This window comes from Candidatus Clostridium helianthi (assembly GCF_045310795.1).
In the GTDB taxonomy this organism is placed as follows: Bacteria; Bacillota; Clostridia; order Clostridiales; family Clostridiaceae; genus Clostridium; species Clostridium helianthi.
Genome location: NZ_JBJIAB010000024.1, coordinates 36,538 through 63,079, shown reverse-complemented (window position 1 = coordinate 63,079; position 26,542 = coordinate 36,538). Strand labels below are relative to the sequence as shown.

Genomic DNA, 26,542 nt, shown 5'->3' with positions numbered 1-26,542 from the left:
GTATAAATAAGATATAGGGTGTGGAGAATGTGAAAGTAAAAGAATTGATGACAAAAAAGGTATTGGTATTAAAACCTAATAATACATTTGAAGAGGCAGCAAAGCTTTTTATTGAAAATGGCATAGATGGAGCACCCGTTGTAGATAGAGATGGAAAGTTAATTAGCATTGTAACAAAAACAGATTTAATGAAGGCTATTCTTAATAAATTAGAAATGAATACGAGGCTAGAAACTTTAGATCTTAAAAAAGTAATAACAATTAATAGTGAAATGAATATAGAAGATGTATTGAAATATAATGTTGGTCGTCTTCCAGTTATAGATAAAAACAATAAGATTATAGGGATAATTACTCATACAGATTTTATTAATGATTTGGTTGAAAAAATTTCAAAAAAATGTAGAGATATAAAAAATACAAAGTTAGGGTTAACTGAGTTAGACTCTATTATTGAGTGCTCTTATGATGGGATTTATATAACAGATGGCGAAGCTAATACTATAAAAATAAATAATGCCTATGAGAGTATTACAGGACTTAAAAGAGCAGAGGTTTTAGGAAGAAATATGAAAGACCTGGAGAAAGAAGGCGTTATATCTCAGTCGGCTACTCTTTTAGTGCTAAAGAATAGAAAAACTACTACAATTCAACAGGAATTCAAAACAGGAGTAAAGGTTCTTGTGAGCAGTAATCCTATATTTGATAAGAGCGGAAAAATAATCATGGTGGTTACAAACGTACGAGATGTAACACAACTTTATGAGTTAAAAGAACAACTTCAAAAGAATAAAGAAATTACTCTTAAATATGTTTCTGAAATCGAAGAAATGAGAACTCAATTATTAAATACTTCAGAAATTGTTGCAGAAGATCATAAAACTATTGAAATTATCCAGCTTGCCAATAGAATTGCAAAAGTGGACACTACGATTCTTATGCTCGGAGAAACCGGAGCAGGAAAGGATCAAATAGCAAAGCATATACACAAAGTAAGCAAACGAAGTAAAAAACAATTTATTAAAGTTAATTGTGGTGCAGTACCTGCAAGTTTAATAGAATCTGAATTTTTCGGATATGAAAAAGGTGCTTTTACTGGAGCAAATAAAGAAGGTAAAATAGGTTTGTTTGAGATGGCTTCTGGAGGGACTATTTTCCTCGATGAAGTTGGAGAACTTCCAATGGATATGCAGGTTAAGCTTCTAAGAGTACTTCAAGAAATGGAAGTAGTACGAATTGGAGGAACAAAGCCTATAAAAATTGATGTTAGAGTACTAGCCGCAACAAATAGAGATTTGGAAGATATGATAAAGAAAAAACAATTTAGAGAGGATTTGTATTATAGGCTCAATGTCATACCGCTATATATTCCACCCCTTAGAGAAAGAAAGCATGATATTTTGCCATTAATTAATTTTTTTCTCACACAGCTTAATAAAAAGTACAATTTCAATAAGGTATTTGCTTCAGATGCCTTAAATTGTATGTATGAATATAATTGGCCTGGGAATGTTAGGGAGCTAAAAAATATTGTTGAGAGAGCTGTAATAATGAGTGAGGATGATAAGATAAAGAGGTCAGATCTTCCTAAAAATATTATTGGCTCAAATGGCATGATTGTAACTTTAAATACCTTTGAAGAAGGTATAAATTTAAAAGAAACCTTAGATGCCATAGAAAAGAAATTAATTAAGAAGGCATATGACAAGTATGGTAATGTCAGAGCTGCAGCAAAATCACTAGGAATAGATGCATCAACATTTGTAAGGAAGAGGCAGAAATATATAAAAGAAGAAATTCAATAATGTGACGTATTTAAATAGAAATTGGATACATATTTATTCATTAGCTACGGCAGCTTATTTTAAAATGCCTGCTCCGCAAATATGTATCCAATTTCTTTGTTAAGTATGGTAAATAATTATATAACCTATTTAAATTCATGTATCATACTATAAACATGCTAAATATTGGATAGCCAGTGGTGCAAAAATGCAACAAGATGCAGAAGTGCAACGTAATAAAATATATTCAAATTATAGCCGCTGTAAACGTATTCCGACATTATTATAAAATTTAATTGAAATTTTAGTTGCGTTTTTGCAACAAATATTTATATTATTTCAGAAATTAGAGGTGATATTGAAAAAATTATAAGATTATTATGGAAAATTTAAGGCGCTGTAGTAATTTTTTATTTTGGCACGCTTATTGCTAGGTAATATTATTAGAAAATAAAAATTAGTGAAGGAAGCGATAATATGCCATTAAAAACAAAGGAACAATATATTGAAAGTCTTAGAAAGTTAAACCTAAAAGTGTACATGTTTGGAAAACCAGTTGACAATGTTGTTGATAATCCAATCATAAGACCATCTCTTAATTCAGTTGCTATGACTTATGAATTAGCACAAATGCCAGAGTATGAAGATTTAATGACAGCTACTTCTAATTTAACAGGGGAAAAAGTAAATAGATTTGCTCATTTACATCAAAGTACAGATGATCTTATTAAAAAAGTAAAGATGCAAAGATTACTTGGTCAAAAAACCGCATCATGTTTCCAAAGGTGCGTTGGTATGGATGCTTTTAATGCATTATACAGTTCAACATACGAAATAGATAAAGCTTGTGGAACAAATTATCATGAAAACTTTAATAAGTTTTTAAAATATGTTCAAGAAAACGACTTAACCGTTGATGGTGCAATGACTGATCCTAAGGGGGACAGAGGATTATCTCCAAGTAAACAAGCTGATGGAGATTTATACTTAAGGGTTGTTGAAAGAAGAGAAGACGGTGTAGTTGTTAGAGGAGCAAAATGTCACCAAACTGGAATGCTAAATTCTCATGAGGTAGTAGTAATGCCAACAATCGCATTAACTCCAAATGATAAGGATTGGGCAATATCTTTTGCAGTGCCTACAGATGCTGAAGGAATAATTCATATATATGGTAGACAATCTTGTGATACAAGAAAATTAGAACCAGGTGCTGATATAGATCTTGGAAATGCTGAATTTGGTGGACAAGAAACATTAACAATATTTGATAATGTATTTGTACCAAATGAAAGAATTTTCTTAAATGGAGAAACTGATTTTGCTGGAATGATCGTTGAAAGATTTGCAGGATATCATAGACAAAGTTATGGTGGATGCAAAGTTGGAGTTGGAGATGTTCTAATTGGAGCGGCTGCAGTAGCTGCTGATTATAACGGAGCTCACAAAGCATCTCATGTTAAAGATAAATTAATAGAAATGACTCACTTAAATGAAACTTTATTCTCTTGCGGTATTGCATGTTCAGCAATGGGTTCTAAAACAGAAGCTGGAAATTATTATATTGATAATTTGCTAGCAAATGTATGTAAGCAAAATGTTACAAGATTCCCTTATGAAATATGTAGACTTGCAGAAGATATTGCTGGAGGAATCATGGTTACTATGCCATCAGAAGCAGACTTTAAAGATGAAAAGATAGGACCATATATAGATAAATATTTGAGAGGTGTAAACTCAGTTTCAACAGAAAATAGAATGAGAATATTAAGATTAATAGAAAATATTTGTTTAGGAACTGCAGCTGTCGGATATAGAACAGAATCAATGCATGGAGCTGGATCACCACAAGCTCAAAGAATTATGATAGCTAGACAAGGAAATTTAGCAGCTAAAAAGAAAATAGCTAAGAAAATAGCTAGAATTGAAGAATAATATGAGCGAAATCATGGTAGATAAAATTAATAATGCTATCAATACTAAAATAAAACCATTACTTGCCGAGCATAATGGAGATATTGAGCTTGTAGAAGTTAGAGATGGTGTAGCTTACGTAAAACTTTTAGGCGCATGCAGTGCTTGTCCTTCTGCAAAATCTACTATGGAAGAATTAATTTCCTGCGTATTAAAAGAGATACCGGAAATAAAAGATGTACAACTTGTTGATCCAATTAGCAGAGAAATGCTTGATTTTGCTAGACAGCTGCTTAGAAAATAAAGGCTAGGTGAAATTTTGGAAATAGGTATTAGATACTGTGGTGGCTGTAATGCCAGTTATGATAGAAAAACGTTTATTACAAATTTAATTAACGATCTTGATAAAACTCATAATTTCGAGATTGCAAAGGAAAATAAGGAATATGACTATTTAATTTTAGTCTGTGGATGTTCAAATTGCTGTGTAAGCCATGAAAAATATATATTAAAATATAGCAAAATTTTTATTAAAAATATAGGGGATTATGATAAATTAGTATATGACTTGAAGAAATTGTAATTCGGCTATATTTAGGAGGTGTCTAAGATTAGCTGGAAAGATTTATACAAGAGTAAGGTAGTTACAGCTGACGAAGCTGTAAGAAAAATTAAATCGAATGATAGAGTAGTAACTGGACATGCTTGCGGAGAGCCAAAAGAAATTATAGATGCTATGGTTAGAAACAAAGATTTATATGAAAACGTAGAAATTGTTCATATGGTATCCATGGGTAAAAGTGAATATTGTAAGCCTGAAATGGCTGTTAATTTTCACCACAATTCTATATTTGCAGGTGGAACAACAAGAGAAGCTATTGTTGACGGAAGAGCAGATTTTACGCCATGCTTTTTCTCGGAAGTACCAAAAATGTTTAGGGAAGGTACTTTGCCAGTAGATGTAGCACTCGTTCAATTAAGTGTTCCTGATGAACATGGTTATTGTAGTTTTGGAGTTTCAAATGACTACACAAAACCTGCTGCAGAGGCCGCTAAAATTGTTATTGCAGAAGTAAACGACAAGATGCCAAGAACACTCGGAGATTCATTTATACATGTTTCTGATATCGATTATATAGTTGAAACTTCAAATGATATTATTGAGCTTAAGCCACCTAAAATAGGAGAAGTTGAAAAGGCTATTGGTGAAAACTGTGCAAAGCTCATTGAAGATGGTTCTACACTTCAATTAGGAATTGGTGCAATTCCAGATGCAGTACTATTATTCTTAAAGGAAAAAAAGGATCTTGGAATTCATTCGGAAATGATATCTGATGGAGTAGTTGAATTAATAGAAGCAGGTGTAATAACAAATAAAGCAAAAACTTTACATCCTGGAAAATCTGTAGTTACATTTTTAATGGGTACTAAGAGGCTTTACGATTATGTTAATGGAAATCCAAGTGTTGCTATGTATCCTGTAGATTATGTAAATAATCCATGTGTTATAGCAGAAAATTATAAGATGGTCTCTATAAACTCATGTATTCAGGTAGATCTTATGGGACAAGTTGCGGCTGATACAATTGGACTTAAACAGTTCAGTGGTGTAGGCGGTCAAGTTGACTTTGTAAGAGGAGCAGCAATGGCTAAAGGCGGTAAATCTATAATTGCAATGCCATCAACAGCAAGCAAGGGAAAAGTTTCAAGAATAGTTCCAATTTTAGATGAAGGTGCAACTGTTACTACTTCAAGAAATGATATTCATTATGTAGTAACTGAGTTTGGGATAGCTGAATTAAAAGGCAAAACTTTAAAAGAAAGGGCTAGGGCATTAATAAATGTCGCGCATCCTAATTTTAGAGATACACTTATTGAAGAGTGGGAAAAGAGATTTAAAGTGAAATTTTAAATTAAAATAAATGAAAATATGGGAGGAAGTAACTTATGAAAGTGTATGTTTTAGACACGGGATATTTAGAAACTGATAAAAATAATGTAGTGGGTGGAGCTACTATGGGAACATATAGCCAACCGCATGTTCAAAATGAATGGATTAAGCTACCTGTAATGTCTATTTTAATAGATCATCCAGATGGAAAAATATTATATGATGTAGGAAGCAATCCAGAGGCCATGAATGGTTATTGGCCAAAAAACCTTCAAGAAGTTTATCTATTATATCAAACAAAAGAACAAAGACTAGAAAATCAATTGGCTTTATGTGGGACAAAGCCAGAAGAAATAAAGAAAGTAATAATTTCTCATATGCATTTAGATCATGCAGGAAATTTAGATATGTTTAAACATGCAGATGTATATGTACCAAAGGCAGATTTTATGCAAGCTCAAACTCAAGTAAGGTTAAATGAAAATCCGTTAACACATGGAGGCTATATTAAAGCTGATATGGATGTTTCAGTAAAGCAATATCATTTAGTTGAAGAGGATTTTGAATTTGCAAATGGCATAGAAATAGTAAATTTACCAGGTCATACACCAGGATTACTTGGAATAGTAGTTCATTTAGAAAATGAAGGTACATTAATCTTCCCACAAGATTGTGTATATAGTTCAGAAATCTATGGTCCACCAGCTAAGGCATCAGGATTACTTTATGACAGTCTTTCTTTCTTTAAATCAATTGAAAAAGTAAGAGCTTTAGAGAAAAAATATGATGCAAAAGTATTTTTTGCTCATGATGAGGAGTTCTTTAAAACAATAAAACTTGCTCCTGAGTTTTATGAATAAAAAGTAGTAAATAGATAACCACAGTGAAAGTTATAGTAATGTGGTGACTAACCGAAATCAGAAACATTGTTGTTTCACAGGACTATGAAAAGTTCGCTGGAAGGGTCTAAATGGCTGGTTGTTCCATAGAACTATAAAAATTTTGCTGAAAGGCAGTTAATGTAGGGTTGTATCCATATGTGCATGCTCCTAATTTTATTAGGACAAGTAAACCTGGAACAACCCTACATTAATTATTTTCATCAGCTTATTTTCTAATGACTGCCCCATATTATAACATTGAGGTTACAAGCATATATGGAATTTCTTTGTTTTTATATGCATTTAAGTATAGTAAATGTTTGATAGAATTTTGTATTTGATTTACTCTATTTTTTAGACAAAACAATAAAAATACTATGTAACATAATATTTAAATGCTAAAATATAAGTAAAGTATAAAATATAAAAATAAAATACATTATCAGATATTGATTTAGTATTTTTTTAAATGTGTCTGGATATATGGAGGAAAGAAATGAGTAATATTAATAATGATACTAATTTAGGAATGATAAGAAAAGCGAAATTAGAAGATTTAGAAACTATAGTAAAATTTAATTACAATCTAGCAAAAGAAACAGAGGATAAAGAACTTAATTTAGAAATTCTAAGCAATGGTGTTAAAGCGATGATAGAAGATTCATCAAAAGGGCAATACTATGTTTATGAAGTGAATGATAGAGTAGTTGGACAAATTATGTTTACATATGAATGGAGTGATTGGAGAAATGGTATGTTTCTCTGGGTACAAAGTGTATATGTAGATTCTGAGTATAGAAAAAAAGGCATTTACAAGAAGTTGTATCATAATGTTAAGAATATATGTGATAATAATGATGGAATAGCTGGCATAAGATTGTATGTAGAAAAAGAAAATATAAATGCCAAAGCAACATATGAGTCACTTGGGATGAGCGAATGTAATTATAATATGTATGAATATGAAAAATAATTAGGAGTGATAAGATTACTGCCTAGGTTCTAAGTTAACGGAAAGCTGCAATTTTCATTAAAGACAGCTTCTATAAGTTTTGTTTATATATCGATGAACATATTAACAAAGTTGCAAAACTTTAAGTTCATATCTTCACTAGAAATCATAAATATATTTGTGGAGAAAACATTTGAAAATGAGCTGTTAAAGGTTCTTAGCTGTAGGTTGTTCCAATTTAGCTTGTCAAACTGAAAGTTGGAGCATGCTAAAGTGGATGCAACCAGCTGCTTAGAACCTTCAGCGATATTTTCATAGCTTTTCGGAATCAAAATATTTATGATTTCGGCAAGTTACCACATAAATATAGTTTTAAAGTTTGATATATATATATAAATCATATTTTACAATAGAAGGGAAGTGAGAATTAAAGGAGAGCGTATTAAATCCTCTCTTTTAATAATATTATGAATAATAAAAAGATAGTAAGAGATGGACATATGCACTCGCCATATTGTCCTCATGGAACTAAAGACAGCTTTGAAATGTATGTTGATAAAGCATTAATAGAGGGATTAGAGGAAATAACATTTACTGAACACATGCCATTTCCGTGTTATTTTATAGATGACAAAGAATTTCAAGATGAATGTGCTCCAAATGAAGAAGCAATACAGAAGTATTTTAAGGATGTTGAGGAAATAAAATTAAAATATAAAGATAAAATTAAAATAAATATAGGACTAGAAGTTGATTTTGTTGATGGATATGAAGAGGAAACTAAAAAACTTCTTAATTCCTATGGTTCAAAATTAGAAGATGGGCTACTTTCTGTACATTTTATAAAAATGGGTGATGAATATGTTGCTATTGATGGAAAAGAAGGCTTTGAAAGAGCTTTAGAGTTTTATGGTACCACTGAAAAAGTTTATGATAAGTATTATGAGACTTTGCTTAAGGCAATAAAATCTGACTTAGGTAAGTATAAGCCTCATCGTATAGGACATCCAAATTTAATTAGGATTTTTAATAAATTATACCCATTAGAATATAAAAACAAAGAACTTTTAGAAGAAATAGTAAGAGAAATTAAATCAATGGATTATGAAGTGGATGTAAATACAGCAGGCCTTAGAAAGCCATATTGCGGTGAAATCTATGTGTCAGATATATTTAAACAGTTGATAGATGAATACGGGGTTAAAAAAGTATATGGATCAGATTCTCACACAGCAAGTGATGTTGGAAGAGATTTTGATAAAGAATAAATTTCAGATATCAGCAGTAAAACTATATTTAGGAGTGAGATATGTCATTAGAAGGTATTAATTTTATTAAAGAAATTACATCTTTTATTTTTGTTGATGATAAACCAGAAAAGTGTGATATTATTTTTGTACCTGGCAGCTCATGGTCGGAGCCAGCAGAAAAAGCTTCAAAACTTTGGTTAGAGGGATATGCACCATATATACTTCCATCGGGAAAATATAGCATGTCAAAAGGATACTTCCCAGGACCAATAACTAAGGCTGAAATATATAATGGAGCATATAACACTGAATGGGAGTTTATGAGAGATATAGCCATATCAAATGGAGTTAATAGTAGTTCAATATTAAAAGAAGATAGTGCAACTTGGACAAAGGAAAATGCCTTTAAGTCAAAGGAAGTTACTGATAACTATAATTTAGATATAAAAAAGGCTATAATATGTTGCAAATCGTTTCATGCAAAGCGATGTCTCATGTTTTATAGTTATGCATATCCAAAGACAAAATTCTTTGTATGTCCAATAGATGTAGACGGAATAACTAAGGAAAATTGGTTCAAAACTGAGAATGGAATTGATAAGGTTATGGGAGAGTTATCGCGTTGTGGAGGACAGCTTAAGAAAGCAGTTCCTACCTGGTCCTAAATGTTATAATAATTCTAAAAATATTACAAGAATTTTAGCCTTGATTGTGAATTGTGAAATGTGCATTGTGAATTGCAACATATATATACTCTGAAAATTAAACTTAGCAGAATCAACATTAAACTATAATGTAATAAGAAATAAATGATTTTATAAAAAATGAATAGCATTGATTATAACGTATATATTATAGATCCCATAGGTAGCTTTATAGCGACTTATGGGATTATCTATTTTTGAAAGTTTTAATATTTTATAAATATAGTGAAAAAATATATGCTATTTTGTAACAATAATTTTATTACTGAATAAAGTGGCTATATAGATTGTTATATATTTAGTGTTAATAGAAAGTTGAAATATATTGTTTGAATTGACAATATATAGATGAAGTTTTATATTATATATAGATAGATGTCTATATAGAAGGAGTGGAACAGAATGAATTACGATGAGAATTCAAAGATTTTCAAAGCATTATCGGATTCAAGTAGGTTGAAAATAATTGATATATTATCATGTGGTGAAAGATGTGCTTGTGATATTCTTGAGTATTTTGATTTTACGCAGCCAACCTTGTCTCATCATATGAAAGTTTTAAATGAATGTGGTCTTGTAGAAGTAAGAAAGGAAGGGCTTTGGAATTATTATCGCCTGAATCTAAACAATTGCAATAAACTTACCTTATTTATGATGAACCTTGTGACAGAAACAAAAGATTGCATTTGTAAAGATAAAGTGAAACTTAATTCAGGCAAGGGTTGCTCCCTGACTGAATTTTAGTTGAACCTATGCCCTCAAGGGGCACCTCGTCCAGGAGCTTAGTGCCAATTACACAGCCTATAAAGAGGAGGTGTTAGTGGCAATTAGTTATCGGATAAAAGTAAATGTACTTGTAAATAAGAATGTAAAAACTAAGTATGTCTGTAAATCAAATTTAAGTATAAAAAATTATGATTGTAAAGGAGTTAATAAAAATGAAAAAAATGATTATTTTTGATCCAGCTATGTGTTGCTCAACAGGTGTTTGCGGGCCATCTGTAGATAAAGAATTATTAAGAGTTGCAACTGCACTTAATACTTTAAAAAACAAAGGTATAGTAGTGGAAAGACACAATTTAACAAGTAATCCTCAAATATTTGTAGATAATAAAGTGATAAATGAAATTTTAAACACTAAAGGTGTTAATGCTTTACCTGTAACTATGGTAGATGGAGTAGTTGTTAAGGAAGGAAGTTATCCTACTAATGAAGAATTTTGCACCTTATTAGAAATACCAGCAGATACTTTAAAGCTTAATATAAAGAAAGCTAGCATAAAAAAGCCTGCTAAAAGCTGTGGATGTAAAGGTGGATGCTGCTAATAAGATTTTAGGCACACTAAAACAAATTGGTACACTTAAGTAGAAGGGAAGAGTAAATTATGTTGAAACTGTTTGATATTGAAAAGCTGAACTTAACTAAGTATCTATTTTTTACTGGAAAAGGTGGAGTAGGAAAGACTTCAACAGCTTGTGCTGTGGCTGTGAATTTAGCGGATCAAGGAAAGAAGATTATGCTTGTAAGCACTGATCCAGCATCAAATCTTCAAGATGTATTTAATACAGAGCTAAATAATAAAGGCGTTCAAATAAAGGAAGTTCCAAACTTAACTGTTGCAAATTTTGAACCAGAAGCTGCAGCAGCTGAATATAGAGAAAGTGTAATAGCCCCATATAGAGGAAAGTTACCACAAGCAGTTATAGATAATATGGAAGAACAATTATCAGGTTCATGTACCGTTGAAATTGCTGCATTTAACGAATTTTCAGGAATGATAACTGATGAAAAAGTATTTAATGAATATGATCATATTATTTTCGATACTGCACCAACAGGTCATACTTTAAGAATGTTACAATTGCCTTCTGCATGGAGTAATTATATTGATGAAAGCACTCATGGAGCGTCATGTTTAGGTCAGCTTGCAGGACTTGAAGAAAAGAAAGAAATGTACAAAAGTGCAGTAGATACTTTGGCTGATGGAGAGAAAACAACGCTTATACTCGTATCTCGTCCTGAAACCTCTCCGTTAAAAGAGGCAGAAAGAGCTTCTAGTGAACTTCAAGAAATCGGTGTAAATAATCAAATATTAATTATAAATGGTGTGCTTCAAAATCATGATGATGAACTATCAAGTGCTATTTATGAAAAGCAGCAAAAAGCTTTGATCAATATGCCAGCTAAATTTAATAATATAGAGACTTTTGAAATTCCTCTAAGACCGTATAATATAACAGGTCTTGAGAATGTAAGGGCTTTCCTTAAAAAAGATTATATTAAAATAAGTGAGGAATCTTTAAATCCAGTGGCTATGCCAAAATTAAAAGATGTCATTGAGGATCTATATAATAGCAGCAAAAAAGTTATCTTTACAATGGGTAAAGGTGGAGTTGGCAAGACAACCATAGCAGCAGCTGTAGCACTAGGGCTTGCTAAAAAAGGTAAGAAGGTTCACTTAACAACTACTGATCCGGCCGCTCACTTAAAATTTGTATTAGATGAAGGCTATGGAATATCTTTAAGTAATATTGATGAAAAAGAAGAACTAGAAAAGTACAGACAAGAGGTACTAGGTAAGGCAAAAGAAAACAATATGACTGATGAGGATATCGAATATATTGAAGAAGATTTAAGATCACCTTGCACTCAAGAAATAGCAGTATTTAGAGCTTTTGCTGAAATTGTTGAAAGGTCAGAAAATGAAGTCGTAGTAATAGATACAGCTCCAACAGGTCATACTTTGCTTCTTTTAGACTCAACAGAAAGTTATAATAAAGAAATTTCTAGATCAGAAGGGGATATACCAGAATCAGTTATAAAGTTGTTGCCTAGATTAAGAAACGAAAAAGAGACTGAAGTTGTTATAGTAGCTTTAGCTGAAACAACTCCTGTTTATGAAGCCATGAGACTTCAAAAGGATTTAGATAGAGCAGAGATTCACAGCAAATGGTGGGTAATAAATTCAAGTCTTTATGCAACTAATACTACTAATGAAATATTAAAGGTTAAAGCAAGTAATGAAATTCAATGGATAAACAAAGTTGATGAAATTTCTAATGGAAACTTTGCAGTGATAGAGTGGAAAGCAGAAGACGTAAGAGGAAATAACCTAATTAACTTAATCCAATAAAATTACTTTAAGGAGAGATAAAAAAGATGAAAACAAAAGTTGCATTTATATGTGTGCACAATTCATGCAGATCACAAATGGCGGAGGCCCTAGGAAAATTTTATAGAAGTGATGTTTTTGAAAGTTATTCTGCAGGAACAGAAACTAAACCTCAAATAAACCAAGATGCAGTAAGGATCATAAAGGATTTATACAATATTGATATGAATGAAACTCAAAAATCAAAGCTTTTATCAGACATACCAGAAGTTGATATAGTAATAAAAATGGGATGCAACGTTGTATGTCCAATTCTACCTGGAAAGCATATAGAAGACTGGGGATTAGATGATCCGAGTGGAAAAAGTGATGAAGAATTTATAAAAACAGCTAAAACAATAGAAGAAAAGGTAAAAGAACTAGCTAGAAGAATTGAAAATAAGGAAATCAAATTAGACTAGTAAATTAAAAATAGGGGGATTTTTAAAATTGAGTAATAAATCATCGAGATTATCATTCTTAGATAGATATTTGACTCTTTGGATATTTGTTGCAATGGCACTAGGGATACTGCTAGGATGGGGAATGCCATCATTATCACAGGGACTCGCAAGTTTATCTGTTGGAACAACATCAATACCAATAGCTATAGGCCTTATTGTTATGATGTATCCACCACTTGCTAAAGTAAATTATAAGGAACTAGGAAAAGTATTTAAAAATCCAAAAGTTCTAGGATTATCGTTAGTACAAAACTGGTTTATTGGGCCAGTATTAATGTTTATACTTGCTTTTGTATTTTTAAAATCTGATTCAGAATTAATGACTGGACTTATCCTTATTGGACTTGCTAGATGCATAGCAATGGTAATTCTTTGGAACAGCTTAGCAGATGGAGATAGTGAGTATGCTGCAGCATTAGTAGCATTTAATTCAATATTTCAAGTAGTATTTTATTCTGTATTTGCATACTTTTTTATAACTGTACTTCCACCTATATTCGGCCTTACAGGATATGAAGTTCATATTTCCATGGGAGAAGTGGCAACGTCTGTTGCGATTTATCTTGGTATTCCTTTCTTACTAGGAATGTTTACTAGACTTATACTAGAACCTATGAATGGAACAGAATGGTATGTAAAAAAGTTTGTTCCTAAAATTAGTCCATTAGCTTTAATAGCCTTATTATTTACAATTGTAGTTATGTTCATGTTTAAAGGAAAATATATTGTAGAATTACCTTTAGATGTTATTAAAGTAGCGATACCACTTGTAATATATTTCATAGTAATGTTTTCTGTATCATTTTACATTAGTTATAAGTCAGGCATAGATTATCATAAGACTACTACTTTATCTTTTACAGCTGCAAGTAATAACTTTGAACTTGCAATAGCAGTTGCAGTAGCAGTATTTGGAATTGAATCAAAGGTTGCTTTTGCAGCAGTAATAGGACCACTAATTGAAGTGCCAGTAATGATAGGACTAGTAAATGTAGCATTGTATTGGGGAAGAAAATACTTCTCATACTCTAAATAGAAACTTTTAATCATATACCACCTACATTAGAATATTTTTCGATAATTAGAAATTACTTTAATATATATTAAATGAATACATTTCATTTGAATAATTTCTGGAAAAATAAAGATCTCTTAAAATGAGGTCTTTATTTTTTTAGTATTTATATTTATTTCTACAATTTGTCTACGAGTCTTTATGCAAAAAAGGAATACAATGCATAAATAATGTAACATAAATTACTCATTATTCATAAAATATGTTAAAGGCAACAAACTTATGATAAGGAGGAATTGATATTATGTCAGTTCAATCAGGACAAATAGAGATTACTAAGACTGCTTCACCAAGTTTATCTAAAGTAGGAGATACTGTTGCATATACAATAAAAATATGCAATATAGGAAGCACGTCATTACAGCTTGTTAATGTTAATGATCCCTTACTAGGAGGAGATATTACAAGTAATTTTAAGCCGATTCTTGCACCTGGGGAATGTGATACAGTTACAATAAATTATGTAGTTGCTGACCTTGGAGTAGATCCGCTTATAAATACAGTAACAGCTAATTATGTTACAGCTTTAAGTGTTAGCGAAAGTGTCGCTGTTAATTTATTTCAGCCTTCTGTTAGAATAGTTAAGAGTGGACCAGCTTATAGTAAAGTAGGAGATACTATAACTTACACCTATGTAATTACTAATACAAGTTCAGCTGATTCGCCTAATCTTATTTTAAATAGTGTTGTAGATGTTATTAATAATATTCCAACAGATCTTACTCAAACAGCAATAAATGCTGGAGCATCTAATTTAGCGCCAGGGGCATCTGTTACTTTCCAAAGCACTCATTTAGTGACTGCTAGCGATCCTAATCCGCTAATAAACACTGTAGTTGCCACTTATAATCCATCTGGATATTCAAATATAATTTCTGACTATGATAATCATTTGGTAGCATTAGTAAATCCAAGCTTCACAGTAGAAAAAATTTGTATATCAGGAGCAGCTGTATCAGGTGGAACAGCAACATTTAGAGTTAATGTCACTAATACTGGTGATGTACCATTAAATATATCAGCCTTAGATCAAGGTAAAGTATATACAAGTAATGGACTAGCACCAGGATCAACTTTCACATTTACTGTTCCTGTTACTGTTCCTGTAGGTCAGTGTGGCGGTAGTGTAACAAATGATGTTTTTGTTGTAGTAACACTTCCAGAAATATATGGACTTTCAAACACTTATACAGGAAGTGCAAGTGCAACTTGCCCAATTGTTACACTAGGTAGAACTAGAGGATTCTGGGGAAATAATAATGGTCGTGCGATTCTTGATCCAAATGGTGATGGAATAATTAACAATCCTGTAACAATCGGTAGTGGTCCTCGATCACTTTTTATCAATACAATTGCTTTGTCTGATATTATATTAGCAGGAAATTACTGTAGTCTTCCAGGAAGTCCATGTCAAAATAATTTGAGTGATAGTTTAAAACCAAATACACTTGGAGTTCTCATGGCTCAAACATTAGCTTTGACTTATAATATTAATTATATCCAATGCTATAGTGGCCAATTGGTAAGTACTCTTGGTTGTGGTAATTTACTAATGCCAGTTGGACTACCTTCTAACTCAACAGTAAATGATGTATTGAATGCAGCAAATATTTTAATTGGAAATACTACTGCTTCTGGTACAGTCACTCAAGATCAAGCAAGTGCAATGATTAATTTAATTAATTGTCTAAATAGAGAAACTTTCTAATTATAATCTCTTGTATTTGGGAGTTATTAAATTTATTCTTTGCAAATTGTAAAATGAAATTAAACTAATAAAAAATCCATAGTGACCATTCCATTCCGTGTTATGATTTAATAGCTAAACCAAAGTATACGAGGAGGATAATCACTATGGACCATGCAAATAATAACACAGAACTATGTAAGAGTAAAAAAACTCATGATTATTTATTTGTATTATCATAGTATAAGATAAAGAAATGGTTAAAACGTTTCTGTTTGATCAAACAGATTTTTTATAATAGAATAATTAGAAGTATAGGCTTTGACAATCAGCACTTAACATAACTTAGAAGGAGTTTTGAAAGCATTATGAAATATTCTTATGAAGAAGGTAACTTTAGAAAAGGAGATATATTGAGGATTACTATTGACAGAAAGGTAAATATTTATTTATTAGATAGTGATAATTTTATTAGATATAGAAATAATAATAGTTTTAAATACTATGGCGGTCCAGTTGATAGCTCGCCTTATAACATTACAGTTCCGAGTTCTGGTCACTGGTATATTGTTATAGATTTAGGCGGAGGGGCAGGAATTCTAAACTATTCCATAAAAGTATTTAGATAAAATACATATGCACTAATCCACCGAAAGTAGAAACATTGTTATTTCACAGGACTATGAAAATTTCGCTGAAAGTTCTAAATTGTAGGTTGCACTACTAATGCTTGCTCCCAATTTCATTGTGACAAGCGTTAGTTGAACAACCTACAATTAAGAGCTTTTAACAGCTCATTTTCAATGCCTGCTGCATAAAAATGTTTCTACTTTCTAGTGTGGTATTTATTGCAAAGCATGAATCAAATTCTTAAGTTGTTTATCTATGCATTAATAGGCATGATTTAGCTTTAGCGTACGTTTAGATATTGCCCAAATAATACTTCATCATAATTCTAAAATATTAAAAGAATTTTAAGGGGAATTGCGAATTGTGAAATGCGCATTGTGAATTGCAACATATATAAATTTATATTAAATTTTTGTGGTATTTTAAAATAAGTAAATGGATTTTGTTTTACATTGACAATAATAGGATAAATATATTATTATATACAAAATATCTAAAATGTAAAAGGAGTAAGATAAAATGGCATATTATTTTAATGAACCATCCCATACTTTTGGAGAATATTTATTAGTACCAGGTTACTCTTCTGTAGACTGCATACCACAAAATGTAAGTTTGAAAACACCTCTTGTTAAGTTTAAAAAAGGTGAAGAATCACCACTAAGCATTAATATACCTTTAGTTTCGGCTATAATGCAGTCAGTGTCAGATGATAAAATGGCAGTAGCTTTAGCAAAAGAAGGCGGAGTTTCATTCGTATATGGATCTCAGTCAATTGAAAATGAAGCTGCTATGGTTGCAAGAGTTAAGAACTATAAGTCAGGCTTTGTTACTAGTGATTCTAACATCAAACCTGATACTACTTTAGAAGAAGTTGTAGAAATAAAAGAGAGAACAGGACATTCTACTATGGCAGTTACTGAAGATGGGACTCCAAATGGAAAACTTCTTGGAATTGTAACAAGTAGAGACTATAGAATAACTAGAATGGATTTAAGTACAAAGGTTTCAGAATTTATGACACCTTTTAGTGAACTTATATATGCTGATGCTAATATAAGTTTGAAAGAAGCAAACAACATTATTTGGGATAATAAATTAAATATGCTGCCATTAGTTGATAAAGATCAAAAGTTAAAATACATGGTATTCCGTAAAGATTATTCAGCTAATAAGGAGAATTCAAATGAGCTTATTGATTCTCAAAAAAGATACATAGTTGGGGCAGGTATTAATACTAGAGATTATGCTGAAAGAGTACCAGCATTAATAGAGGCTGGAGCAGATGTATTATGTATTGATTCATCTGAGGGATTTTCAGAATGGCAAAGAATAACAATTGATTATATACATAAGAATTTTGGAGAAAATATAAAAGTCGGAGCTGGAAATGTTGTTGATAGAGACGGGTTCATGTTTTTAGCAGAAGCAGGAGCAGACTTTGTTAAAGTTGGAATCGGCGGTGGATCTATCTGCATAACTCGTGAGCAAAAGGGTATAGGCAGAGGGCAGGCAACGTCTCTTATTGATGTAGTTAAAGCTAGAGACGAATATTTTGAAAAGACAGGAGTTTATATTCCTGTATGTTCTGATGGCGGTATTGTTCATGACTATCATATTACCTTGGCATTGGCTATGGGTGCAGATTTTATTATGTTAGGAAGATATTTCTCTAGATTTGATGAAAGTCCAACTAATAAAGTAAATATAAATGGAAACTACATGAAAGAGTATTGGGGCGAAGGCTCTAATAGGGCAAGAAATTGGCAAAGATATGACCTTGGTGGAGATAAGAAATTATCTTTTGAGGAAGGTGTTGATTCATATGTTCCATACGCTGGAAGTTTAAAAGATAATGTAAGTATAACACTTAACAAAGTTCGTTCTACAATGTGTAACTGTGGTGCTCTTACTATTCCAGAACTTCAAAAGAATGCAAAAATAACATTAGTTTCTGCAACAAGTATTGTAGAAGGAAGTTCTCATGATGTAATGTTAAAAGATAATCACTATAATGCTCAACAGTAAAGAGAATATACTATGAGGTAATTTCAAACTTACAAGATGCAGTCCAACTGTTTCGCAAGGAATTATAGAGAGTTTGCAAATTAAAATATGAAATTACTAGTAGTTAATATCAAATTTTTAAATAATAAAAATTAAAATTGACATTCTTTAATCCATGTCATATTATATAGTATATAGATTTCATTGGAAGGAAGTATTTTTGTGAGTGTTTAGTATCTTAATTATAGTAATTTAATATTAATTCAAAAATGAAGTGTTTTATACTTTTATTTGTTGTTGAATTAATTATAACTATTAAAAGATACGAGCCACGAATTTGCTTTCAAAAGATAGGTATATTTCTATCTTTATTTAATGTTGAATTTTTAGCTGTGGAGGTATCCACAGCTTTTTTTGTTTTATGCTTTGGCATTCAGAAAACTAACTGCTAAGCGGGATGTCCTGACTTATTTAAGAATTTAAATTATATGTATTGCAAAATTACTATCCATAATAATTCTAAAAATCTTGGAAGAATTTTAGCGGTAATTGTGAATTGCAACATATATGTTCGATGAATGGTATACATTGCATTAAATATTAGTTTGCTGAGTAGCTCAATTTTGAAATCTATAACCTTATTCGTGGCTTGAATATATAAGAAAAGGAAATAAAAGAATGAATAATGCCACATTAGAAAAATTAAATTATAAAGAATTAAAAGACATAGTAAAATTATATTGTGTAAGTAACTTGGGAAAAAAGTTGATTGATAAATTAGTTCCAAGTAATAATATAAAACAAGTAAGAAGAATGATTAAAGAAACTTCTGAAGGGAGAAGGCTAATAGATGCATCTTACCATATGCCTCTTGAAGGAGTTTTTGATATATCTCCATTAATTGAAAAAATAGAAAAAGGTGGAGTGTTGGAACCATCAGAAGTGATTACAGTAGGAGATTTTCTCAGAGGATGCAGAAAAGTAAAAGCGTTCGTTAAAGATAAAGAAGGATATGCAGAAACCTTAAGTGCATATGGAGAAAATATTACAGATTTAAAATATATTGAGGATGAAATAAATATGGCTATTAGAGGAACCATTGTTGATTCTAATGCTACAAAAGAACTTAAAAAAATTCGTAGAAGCATTGAGCTCTGTGAAGAAAAAATAAAAGAAAAGATAGAGAAATTTATTAAGAATCCAAGCAATAAAGAGTATATGCAAGAATTTTTTGTTAGTATAAGGAATGGAAGATATACGTTTCCTATTAAAGCTGCTTATAAAAATCATATACAAGGTACTATAGTTGAAGCTTCTTCAAAAGGCACTACAGTGTTTATGGAACCAGCTTCAGTCTCAAAATATACAACTGAATTAATAGCTTTAAAGGCTGAAGAGAGTGTTGAAGAATACAAAATATTATCTACCTTAAGTGAAATGATTTTTCAAAAGCATCAAGAAATAAAAATAAATATCGAAGTTATTTCAGAGTATGACATGATACTTGCAAAAGCAAAATATAGCAAGGAAATAAGCGGAATTGAGCCAAAACTCAATGATTATGGTTATATAAAAATAGTAAAGGGAAGATATCCATTAATTAAAGAGTGCGTTCCACTGGATTTTGAAATAGGAAATAAATATAGAAGCTTAATAATAACTGGTCCAAATGCAGGTGGAAAGACAGTTGTATTAAAAAGTGTTGGATTACTTACTTTAGCAGCATTAAGTGGATTTCATATAAGTGCACATGAAAATACTGAAATTGCAGTATTTGATGATATTTTTGTTGATATTGGTGATAATCAGAGTATAGAAAATGCTTTAAGTACATTTTCATCTCATGTAAAAAATTTAGCAGAGATTTTAAAAGAAAGCAGTAGAAATTCATTATTACTTTTTGATGAAATTGGAAGTGGCACAGAACCAAATGAAGGAGCCGCACTTGCTATTGCAATTTTAGAAGAATTTTATCATAAGGGATGTATTACAGTAGCAAGTACTCATTATGGGGAAATCAAAAATTTTTCGCAAAATCATCCGGACTTCGAAAATGCAGCTATGGAGTTTAAAAGAGATACTTTGGAGCCATTATATAAACTTCATATAGGAAAAAGTGGAGACAGCAATGCCTTATATATATCAAGAAAAATGGGTATTAGTGATAATATAATTGAAAAAAGTAGAAAATATATTCAAACAAAGGACTATAATTATAGTTTAGTAAAAGAAAGTAAAATTCCTAAAAGAGAAATAGAAAAATCTGAAACTCATGAGTATATTTATAAAGTTGGAGATAAAGTATTAATGTTAGATAAAGGTTCAAGTGGAATTGTCTATAAAGAAATTGATAGATTAAATAATATAACTGTTTTATTTAATAATGAATTTATAGAAGTAAACTATAAAAGAATTAAACTCGAAATTAGCGCAGAAGAATTATATCCTAAAGATTATGATATGAGTCAATTATTTTCAAGCTATAAAGAAAGAAAACTTAATAGAGATATTGAAAGAGGATCTAAAAAAGGACTCAAAAAGTTTAGAAAACAGGAAGGTATATAGATAAACAATATATAACCTAGGCTTATGCAATAATCCACCGAAAGTAGAAACATTGTTATTTCACAGGACTATGAAAATTTCGCTGAAAGTGCTAAATTGCAGGTTGCACAACTAATGCTTGCTCCCAATTTCATTGTGACAAGCGTTAGTTGAACAACCTACAATTAAGAGCTTTTAACAGCTCGTTTTCAATGCCTGTTGCATAAAAATGTTTCTACTTTCTAGTATGGCAGTATATTTTGATTAAAAGTTCAACATATACATTAAACAAAATTATACATGTATAATGATTTATTACAATGCATAAGTTTACTTTTGGATTTGTTTATCTATAAAAAACGGAAGAATATAAGAATATAAGAATTTAGGAATAAAGGAATTTAAGAATTTAAATTCTTAAGAAGGAAAGAAATTAAAAAGTTAAAAGTGAAAATATCGTTACAGAAAAAAATATAAAAAGTTAACAATTTATAATGTTTTCAATGCTTTGAATAATTATATGTAGTGTAAAAGTAATTCTTAATCATAATTCTAAAAATATTGAAAGAATTTTAGCTGTAATTGTGAATTGTGAAACTTGCATTGTGAATTGCAGCATATATATTAAAAAAGGTTATCTTATGAAGGTGTATAAACCAATAAGATAACTTCTTTTTATAAAAAACACAATGGTGTATTAATTCTTTCTAATTCAGGAAACATGTATCAAGTAAGCCTTTTTATTGGTAAATAATAATGCTATAATATGAACAGATTATTACGCATGTCATAGTGATAATTTTACTGTTACTGAATGAATTGGAGGAAACACATGAAGGAAAATTTGGAAGTTACATTAAAGCAAATGATTCATATCATTCATAGAGCTATTAATTCTGTGGATAAAAGGCTTTTGAATCATGGAGAAAAAGTTGCATATATAATGTTAAATTTATTAAAAGCAAAAGGAAATTATAATAATGAAGATATGCTTAAAATTTGCGTCATATCAATTTTTCATGATATCGGTGCATATAAGGTTGCGGAAAGAGATAAGCTTGTTGATATTGACGTAAAAACTCCATTTGATCATGCTATCTATGGTTCATTATTTATAAAATATTTTTCTCCGTTACCTAATTTATATAATATAGTTCTAAGCCATCATTTTACGTGTAAGTATTTTAAGGACAAGCACATGGATATTCTATCTAAAGAAGGAATGATATTAAGTTTTGCCGATTATATTGATAGGGTATATTTATCAAAAAAAGAATTAACGAAAGATTTTATTAGAAATCATGCAGAAGAATATTCAAATGAGTATATAGAATTATTGCTGGAAGCAGATAGAAAATTTAATTTTATTGAAAAATTAATAGATAAAACTTATGTTGATGAGTTGTATGATTTTTTTGGTACTAGAATACTTACAAGAGATGAAGTTGTATCATATAGTAAAATGTTAGCTTATTCAATTGATTTTAGAAGTGAAGCAACAGTTAAACATACTATATTAGTAGAAGCTGTAAGTTATCAAATTGCAAAGTTGTGTGGGGTAGATGAGAAAACTTTATCAAAAATTAAAGTGGCAGCTGCACTTCATGATATAGGAAAGATTGCTATTCCAGTAGAAATTTTAGAAAAGCCCGGTAAACTTACAGACGAAGAGTTTGAAATTATGAAAAGCCATGCTATTATAGGATATGAGATTTTAAGTGATCTAAATATAGATGATATAAGAGATATAGGAACATTTCACCATGAGAAGTTAGATGGTGCGGGTTATCCGTTTGGACTAAAAGGAAATCAATTAACTAAAGAAATGAGAATAGTAGCAATAGGGGATATTACTAGTGCCTTGTTAGGTGTAAGAAGCTATAAGGAGGAATTTAGTAAAGATAGAATAATAAAAATTCTAAATAACATGGCTAAGGATAATAAAATTGATTTACATATTACTAATTTGCTTATAGATAATTATGATTTTATAATTGATGAGGCAAAAAAACAAGCTAGTGATTTAATGGCAAAGTATTTGAATATAACGACTGAATATAAACAATTATTAAAGAAATTTTCGTAAAAATGAGTAAATATCATATGATCCCAAGCAATTAATTATATGTGCTATATAACTAATTGCTTGGGATTTTTAGTTGAAAAGTTATTTTTCATAGAATTTCTAAATTTCTTTAGAAATTCTTTCGATTTAATTGTAAACTATCTTTATTTTTCAATTGTATATTTTACTTGTAGCTAATCAGTATATAAAAAATAATGCGTTGTATTTGAGGTTATAACTTTTGTTTTAATTTAACGTTTGGATTACTAGGAGCTTAAATGCAAATCTGTTATTGCAGAATATATCATCTAAGAATAGGAGGGGTTTATGGGAGAATCTTTAATTCTATAATTTACAATCTTGAATTTTATAAAAATAAGATTAGTAGGAAAGTATATTTATGAGTTTGGAAATGCTTCACATATGATATATAATAAATTTTATGTGAATTTTATTCCAAGTTAAATAAGAATAGGAATTTTAATATGTATTATAAGATTAATTAAATATATATTGCAAAGATAATTCTTCATGACCATTCTGAAAATATTGCAAGAATTTTAGCTGCAATTATGAAATGTGCATTGTGAATTGCAACATATATATGAATTAATTTCTATTTGTAAATTATAGTAAGTGAGGGTGTTAAAGAGTAATGAATTTTTATAATGTTTTAGTAGTTGAAGATGAAAAAGAAATATGTGATGGAATAGAGATATACTTGAAAAACCAAGGCTACAATGTTTATAGAGCAAGCAATGGAATAGAAGGATTGGAGATAATAGAAAATCAAACTTTGCATTTAGCAATAGTTGACATAATGATGCCGAAGATGGATGGAATAACAATGGTGATGAAACTCCGTGAGAATTATGATTTTCCTGTAATAATGCTCACTGCAAAATCGGAGGAAATGGATAAAATTCTAGGACTTAATATTGGAGCGGATGATTATGTAACTAAGCCATTTAATCCAATGGAGTTGATAGCTAGAGTCAATTCGCAGCTTAGAAGATATTCAAAATATTTAAGTGTTGTAAGTGGAGCTGAACAAAAAAGTAATGTATTTTCAATTGGTGGTCTAGAGTTAAACACTGATACAAAAGAAGTGATTCTTGATGGAGAATTAATAAAAGTTACACCAATAGAATTTAAAATATTACAATTGTTAATGAAAAATCCAGGAAGAGTTTTTTCAGCAGAAGAAATATATGAAAAAGTGTGGAATGAGGAAGCCATAAATACTGATACAGTAATGGTTCACGTCAGGAATATAAGAGAAAAAATAGAGATTGATACAAAAAATCCAAAATATTTAAAGGTGGTATGGGGAGTTGGATACAAAATTGAAAAGCAGTAAAAAATCATATGTTACAAATCTAGTAACATTTATTATATTTTTAATAATGTCAGTAGGAATATTTAATATTTATCCAAACATGAGGGGATGGGCAAAAGCGGAGCCTAAATCTCCATTTGAAGAAGATGATTTCTTAAGAACTATTTATAAAAATGATTATGTTTTATATAAAGATCTTGTAGGACAGACAAATCATGAGGAATTATCAGGTGATAAAATTTATATATCATCCTATGATACACATAATGATACTGAGGATAATATTATTCGAAATTTTAACTATGAACTCAGTGAGTGGAAGAATAACTTGAGCAATAACTATAAAAATCTTGATTATTTAGTGTATAGTGATGATGCAAATATTACAAATACAAATAATAATTTAGAGGAATTAATATCTGATAGTGAAGTCAATAATTTAAAGGATAAGTATTCGTGGTACATGACCGTAAAATATGATAATACTGGATTAATGTCAATAAGTAATGTTTACGGAGCTGATGTAAATATCGTAAAGAATGCATTTTCAGGCCTAAATATAAGAGAAATTTGGGGTTATCCTCTTATTACTCAAGATAATGTCAAATTTAATTCTATTAAGAATGTAACTTTCATTTATGGAATTCCTAAAGACCTTAAATATACAGATGGTTTAAGCAGAATGATAGATGAATCACAAAATCAAATTAATATTGCAGCTGTGGTAACTATCATCTTAGGAATAGTAAGTGTTATATTAATACTTAGTTTACTAATTCCTTATAAAAAAGGGAAAGAAGTATTTGGAATTAAATATTTCTCGAAAATTCCTTTTGAGATTAATTGCTTTATTTTTGGGATAGGTGGAATTGTCATTGGAACTGTATTAGTGCATACAGTTATAGAAACATTAAGAAATAGATTAGCTGTAGATTTAATTGGCTCAAGAATGGATAAAAATCTTGAAGGTTTTACAGTGATTTCAGTAAATATAATTATGTGGATGGCAGCTATTTATATTATATTTGCAGGTGTAATGTTATTAAAAAGCATAATAAATTTTGGAGTAATTAAATACTTAAAAGAAAACTTATTAATAATTAAGATTTCTAGGCAGATTAAAAAGCTATTCAGTAATGTATTTAATTATATAGGGCATATAGATTTAAATGATAAATCCAATAAGTTCATTATAAAAGTTATTGGCGTAAATTTGATAATAATGTTAATCTGCTGTATTTTCTGGTTTTTGGGAATAGTAATAGCGTTAATTTATAATATAATATTATTTTATTCAATTAGAAAACAATATGGAGATATAAGGAATAAGTTTAGTATACTTTTAAATGAAGCAGATAGAATTGCTGGTGGTGATCTAGAAGTAGAAATAGAGGATGATTTAGGATTATTCAATCCACTAAAAGATAGAATTGAAAAAATAAAAGATGGTTTGAAAAAAGCGGTAAATGAAGAGGTTAAAAGTCAGAGAATGAAGACGGAACTTATTTCAAATGTTTCTCATGATTTAAAAACACCCCTTACTTCAATAATAACTTATACTGATTTATTAAAAAAAGATAATTTAACTGAAGAAGAAAGAAAATCGTATATTGATACAATTGATAAAAAATCACAAAGATTGAAATTCCTAATTGAAGACTTGTTTGAAGTAAGTAAGGCTACTAGTGGAGATATTAAGCTAAACTTAGTGAATGTAGATATTGTGGAATTAATGAGACAAACGCAAATTGAATTGGATGATAAAATAAAGGATTCAAAGTTAATATTAAAAAATAGTTACCCTGCAAGTAAAGTGATATTAAATCTTGATAGCCAAAAAACCTTTAGAATTTTTGAAAATCTAATAATAAATGTAGTCAAATATGCTATGAAGGGATCAAGAGTATATGTAGACATAATAGATCATGAGAAAAATGTAGAGATTACAATAAAAAATATGTCAGCAGAAGAGTTGAATTTTGATCCATTTGATATTGTAGATAGATTCCAAAGAGGAGATAAATCAAGGAATACAGAAGGATCTGGTCTTGGTCTTGCAATTGCAAAGAGTTTTGTGGAAGTCCAAGGTGGAACTTTTAATATTGAAGTTGACGGTGATTTATTTAAAGTAATTATTATATTTAAGAAATAGATTTATAATAAAGTTCTTGATTAACTTACTCATCATTAAATAGTACTTTTATATA

General features: G+C 30.0%; 22 protein-coding genes. All 22 read left to right on the top strand.

What is annotated here, in order from left to right:
- Positions 1-29 precede the first annotated feature (29 nt).
- The 22 genes from ACJDTP_RS17445 to ACJDTP_RS17340 all read left to right on the top strand — a co-directional run bounded on the left by ACJDTP_RS17445 (position 30) and on the right by ACJDTP_RS17340 (position 26,487).
- Complete coding sequence (locus ACJDTP_RS17445; protein ID WP_406761949.1) at positions 30-1,805, top strand: sigma 54-interacting transcriptional regulator; 1,776 nt, start codon at positions 30-32, stop codon at positions 1,803-1,805.
- A gap of 456 nt (positions 1,806-2,261) precedes the next feature.
- Positions 2,262-3,716: a 4-hydroxyphenylacetate 3-hydroxylase family protein gene (locus ACJDTP_RS17440; protein ID WP_017212830.1), complete on the top strand. Its 1,455-nt coding sequence runs from the start codon at positions 2,262-2,264 to the stop codon at positions 3,714-3,716.
- Position 3,717: 1 nt separating this feature from the next.
- On the top strand, positions 3,718-3,999 hold the full coding sequence (locus ACJDTP_RS17435) for a NifU family protein (RefSeq protein WP_406761948.1): 282 nt from the start codon (positions 3,718-3,720) through the stop codon (positions 3,997-3,999).
- Positions 4,000-4,014: 15 nt separating this feature from the next.
- Positions 4,015-4,278: a hypothetical protein gene (locus tag ACJDTP_RS17430; protein WP_017212832.1), complete on the top strand. Its 264-nt coding sequence runs from the start codon at positions 4,015-4,017 to the stop codon at positions 4,276-4,278.
- A 27-nt stretch (positions 4,279-4,305) separates the two neighbouring features.
- A complete protein-coding gene (locus ACJDTP_RS17425) occupies positions 4,306-5,607 on the top strand; it encodes an acetyl-CoA hydrolase/transferase family protein (protein WP_406761970.1) in 1,302 nt (433 codons plus the stop codon).
- Between the two features lie 35 nt (positions 5,608-5,642).
- On the top strand, positions 5,643-6,446 hold the full coding sequence (locus ACJDTP_RS17420) for an N-acyl homoserine lactonase family protein (RefSeq protein ID WP_406761947.1): 804 nt from the start codon (positions 5,643-5,645) through the stop codon (positions 6,444-6,446).
- A 517-nt stretch (positions 6,447-6,963) separates the two neighbouring features.
- Positions 6,964-7,440, top strand: coding sequence for a GNAT family N-acetyltransferase (locus ACJDTP_RS17415; RefSeq protein WP_406761946.1), 477 nt, complete (start codon positions 6,964-6,966; stop codon positions 7,438-7,440).
- A 446-nt stretch (positions 7,441-7,886) separates the two neighbouring features.
- Complete coding sequence (gene hisJ, locus ACJDTP_RS17410; protein ID WP_406761945.1) at positions 7,887-8,687, top strand: histidinol-phosphatase HisJ; 801 nt, start codon at positions 7,887-7,889, stop codon at positions 8,685-8,687.
- A gap of 41 nt (positions 8,688-8,728) precedes the next feature.
- Positions 8,729-9,334: a YdcF family protein gene (locus tag ACJDTP_RS17405; RefSeq protein ID WP_406761944.1), complete on the top strand. Its 606-nt coding sequence runs from the start codon at positions 8,729-8,731 to the stop codon at positions 9,332-9,334.
- A 441-nt stretch (positions 9,335-9,775) separates the two neighbouring features.
- Complete coding sequence (locus tag ACJDTP_RS17400; protein WP_406761943.1) at positions 9,776-10,117, top strand: ArsR/SmtB family transcription factor; 342 nt, start codon at positions 9,776-9,778, stop codon at positions 10,115-10,117.
- A 76-nt stretch (positions 10,118-10,193) separates the two neighbouring features.
- Entirely contained in the window at positions 10,194-10,334 is a 141-nt protein-coding gene (locus ACJDTP_RS17395) for a hypothetical protein (protein ID WP_406761942.1), read from the top strand.
- Positions 10,312-10,698 (top strand): arsenite efflux transporter metallochaperone ArsD, encoded by a 387-nt coding sequence (arsD, locus tag ACJDTP_RS17390; RefSeq protein WP_078117290.1) that lies wholly within the window; start codon positions 10,312-10,314, stop codon positions 10,696-10,698. Before ACJDTP_RS17395 ends, arsD begins: the two co-directional genes overlap by 23 nt.
- A 59-nt stretch (positions 10,699-10,757) precedes the next feature.
- Positions 10,758-12,506, top strand: coding sequence for an arsenical pump-driving ATPase (gene arsA, locus ACJDTP_RS17385; RefSeq protein WP_406761941.1), 1,749 nt, complete (start codon positions 10,758-10,760; stop codon positions 12,504-12,506).
- A gap of 26 nt (positions 12,507-12,532) precedes the next feature.
- Entirely contained in the window at positions 12,533-12,946 is a 414-nt protein-coding gene (locus ACJDTP_RS17380; protein ID WP_168983522.1) for an arsenate reductase ArsC, read from the top strand.
- Between the two features lie 28 nt (positions 12,947-12,974).
- On the top strand, positions 12,975-14,024 hold the full coding sequence (arsB, locus tag ACJDTP_RS17375; RefSeq protein ID WP_173707585.1) for an ACR3 family arsenite efflux transporter: 1,050 nt from the start codon (positions 12,975-12,977) through the stop codon (positions 14,022-14,024).
- A gap of 283 nt (positions 14,025-14,307) precedes the next feature.
- Entirely contained in the window at positions 14,308-15,771 is a 1,464-nt protein-coding gene (locus ACJDTP_RS17370; protein WP_077842044.1) for a DUF7507 domain-containing protein, read from the top strand.
- A 347-nt stretch (positions 15,772-16,118) separates the two neighbouring features.
- A complete protein-coding gene (locus ACJDTP_RS17365; RefSeq protein ID WP_077841192.1) occupies positions 16,119-16,379 on the top strand; it encodes a DUF1883 domain-containing protein in 261 nt (86 codons plus the stop codon).
- A 520-nt stretch (positions 16,380-16,899) separates the two neighbouring features.
- A complete protein-coding gene (locus ACJDTP_RS17360) occupies positions 16,900-18,408 on the top strand; it encodes an IMP dehydrogenase (protein WP_077842241.1) in 1,509 nt (502 codons plus the stop codon).
- 657 nt (positions 18,409-19,065) lie between these two features.
- Entirely contained in the window at positions 19,066-20,952 is a 1,887-nt protein-coding gene (locus tag ACJDTP_RS17355; RefSeq protein WP_406761940.1) for an endonuclease MutS2, read from the top strand.
- An 811-nt stretch (positions 20,953-21,763) separates the two neighbouring features.
- The gene (locus ACJDTP_RS17350) at positions 21,764-23,017 is read left to right on the top strand and encodes an HD domain-containing phosphohydrolase (RefSeq protein WP_271814771.1); all 1,254 of its coding nucleotides are present in this window, start codon (positions 21,764-21,766) and stop codon (positions 23,015-23,017) included.
- A gap of 634 nt (positions 23,018-23,651) precedes the next feature.
- Entirely contained in the window at positions 23,652-24,356 is a 705-nt protein-coding gene (locus tag ACJDTP_RS17345; protein WP_077306447.1) for a response regulator transcription factor, read from the top strand.
- Positions 24,331-26,487: a sensor histidine kinase gene (locus ACJDTP_RS17340; RefSeq protein ID WP_406761939.1), complete on the top strand. Its 2,157-nt coding sequence runs from the start codon at positions 24,331-24,333 to the stop codon at positions 26,485-26,487. The genes ACJDTP_RS17345 and ACJDTP_RS17340 overlap by 26 nt, the downstream gene beginning before the upstream one ends.
- The last annotated feature ends 55 nt before the right edge of the window (positions 26,488-26,542 follow it).

Excerpts from the sequence above, each read along its gene's own strand:
- ACJDTP_RS17415 (WP_406761946.1), top strand. The coding sequence starts at position 6,964 with ATGAGTAATATTAATAATGATACTAATTTAGGAATGATAAGAAAAGCG.
- arsD (WP_078117290.1), top strand. The coding sequence starts at position 10,312 with ATGAAAAAAATGATTATTTTTGATCCAGCTATGTGTTGCTCAACAGGT.
- ACJDTP_RS17420 (WP_406761947.1), top strand. The coding sequence starts at position 5,643 with ATGAAAGTGTATGTTTTAGACACGGGATATTTAGAAACTGATAAAAAT.
- ACJDTP_RS17380 (WP_168983522.1), top strand. The coding sequence starts at position 12,533 with ATGAAAACAAAAGTTGCATTTATATGTGTGCACAATTCATGCAGATCA.
- ACJDTP_RS17350 (WP_271814771.1), top strand. The coding sequence starts at position 21,764 with ATGAAGGAAAATTTGGAAGTTACATTAAAGCAAATGATTCATATCATT.
- ACJDTP_RS17370 (WP_077842044.1), top strand. The coding sequence starts at position 14,308 with ATGTCAGTTCAATCAGGACAAATAGAGATTACTAAGACTGCTTCACCA.
- ACJDTP_RS17355 (WP_406761940.1), top strand. The coding sequence starts at position 19,066 with ATGAATAATGCCACATTAGAAAAATTAAATTATAAAGAATTAAAAGAC.
- hisJ (WP_406761945.1), top strand. The coding sequence starts at position 7,887 with ATGAATAATAAAAAGATAGTAAGAGATGGACATATGCACTCGCCATAT.
- arsA (WP_406761941.1), top strand. The coding sequence starts at position 10,758 with ATGTTGAAACTGTTTGATATTGAAAAGCTGAACTTAACTAAGTATCTA.
- ACJDTP_RS17360 (WP_077842241.1), top strand. The coding sequence starts at position 16,900 with ATGGCATATTATTTTAATGAACCATCCCATACTTTTGGAGAATATTTA.
- ACJDTP_RS17440 (WP_017212830.1), top strand. The coding sequence starts at position 2,262 with ATGCCATTAAAAACAAAGGAACAATATATTGAAAGTCTTAGAAAGTTA.
- ACJDTP_RS17400 (WP_406761943.1), top strand. The coding sequence starts at position 9,776 with ATGAATTACGATGAGAATTCAAAGATTTTCAAAGCATTATCGGATTCA.
- ACJDTP_RS17435 (WP_406761948.1), top strand. The coding sequence starts at position 3,718 with ATGAGCGAAATCATGGTAGATAAAATTAATAATGCTATCAATACTAAA.
- ACJDTP_RS17365 (WP_077841192.1), top strand. The coding sequence starts at position 16,119 with ATGAAATATTCTTATGAAGAAGGTAACTTTAGAAAAGGAGATATATTG.
- ACJDTP_RS17345 (WP_077306447.1), top strand. The coding sequence starts at position 23,652 with ATGAATTTTTATAATGTTTTAGTAGTTGAAGATGAAAAAGAAATATGT.
- ACJDTP_RS17405 (WP_406761944.1), top strand. The coding sequence starts at position 8,729 with ATGTCATTAGAAGGTATTAATTTTATTAAAGAAATTACATCTTTTATT.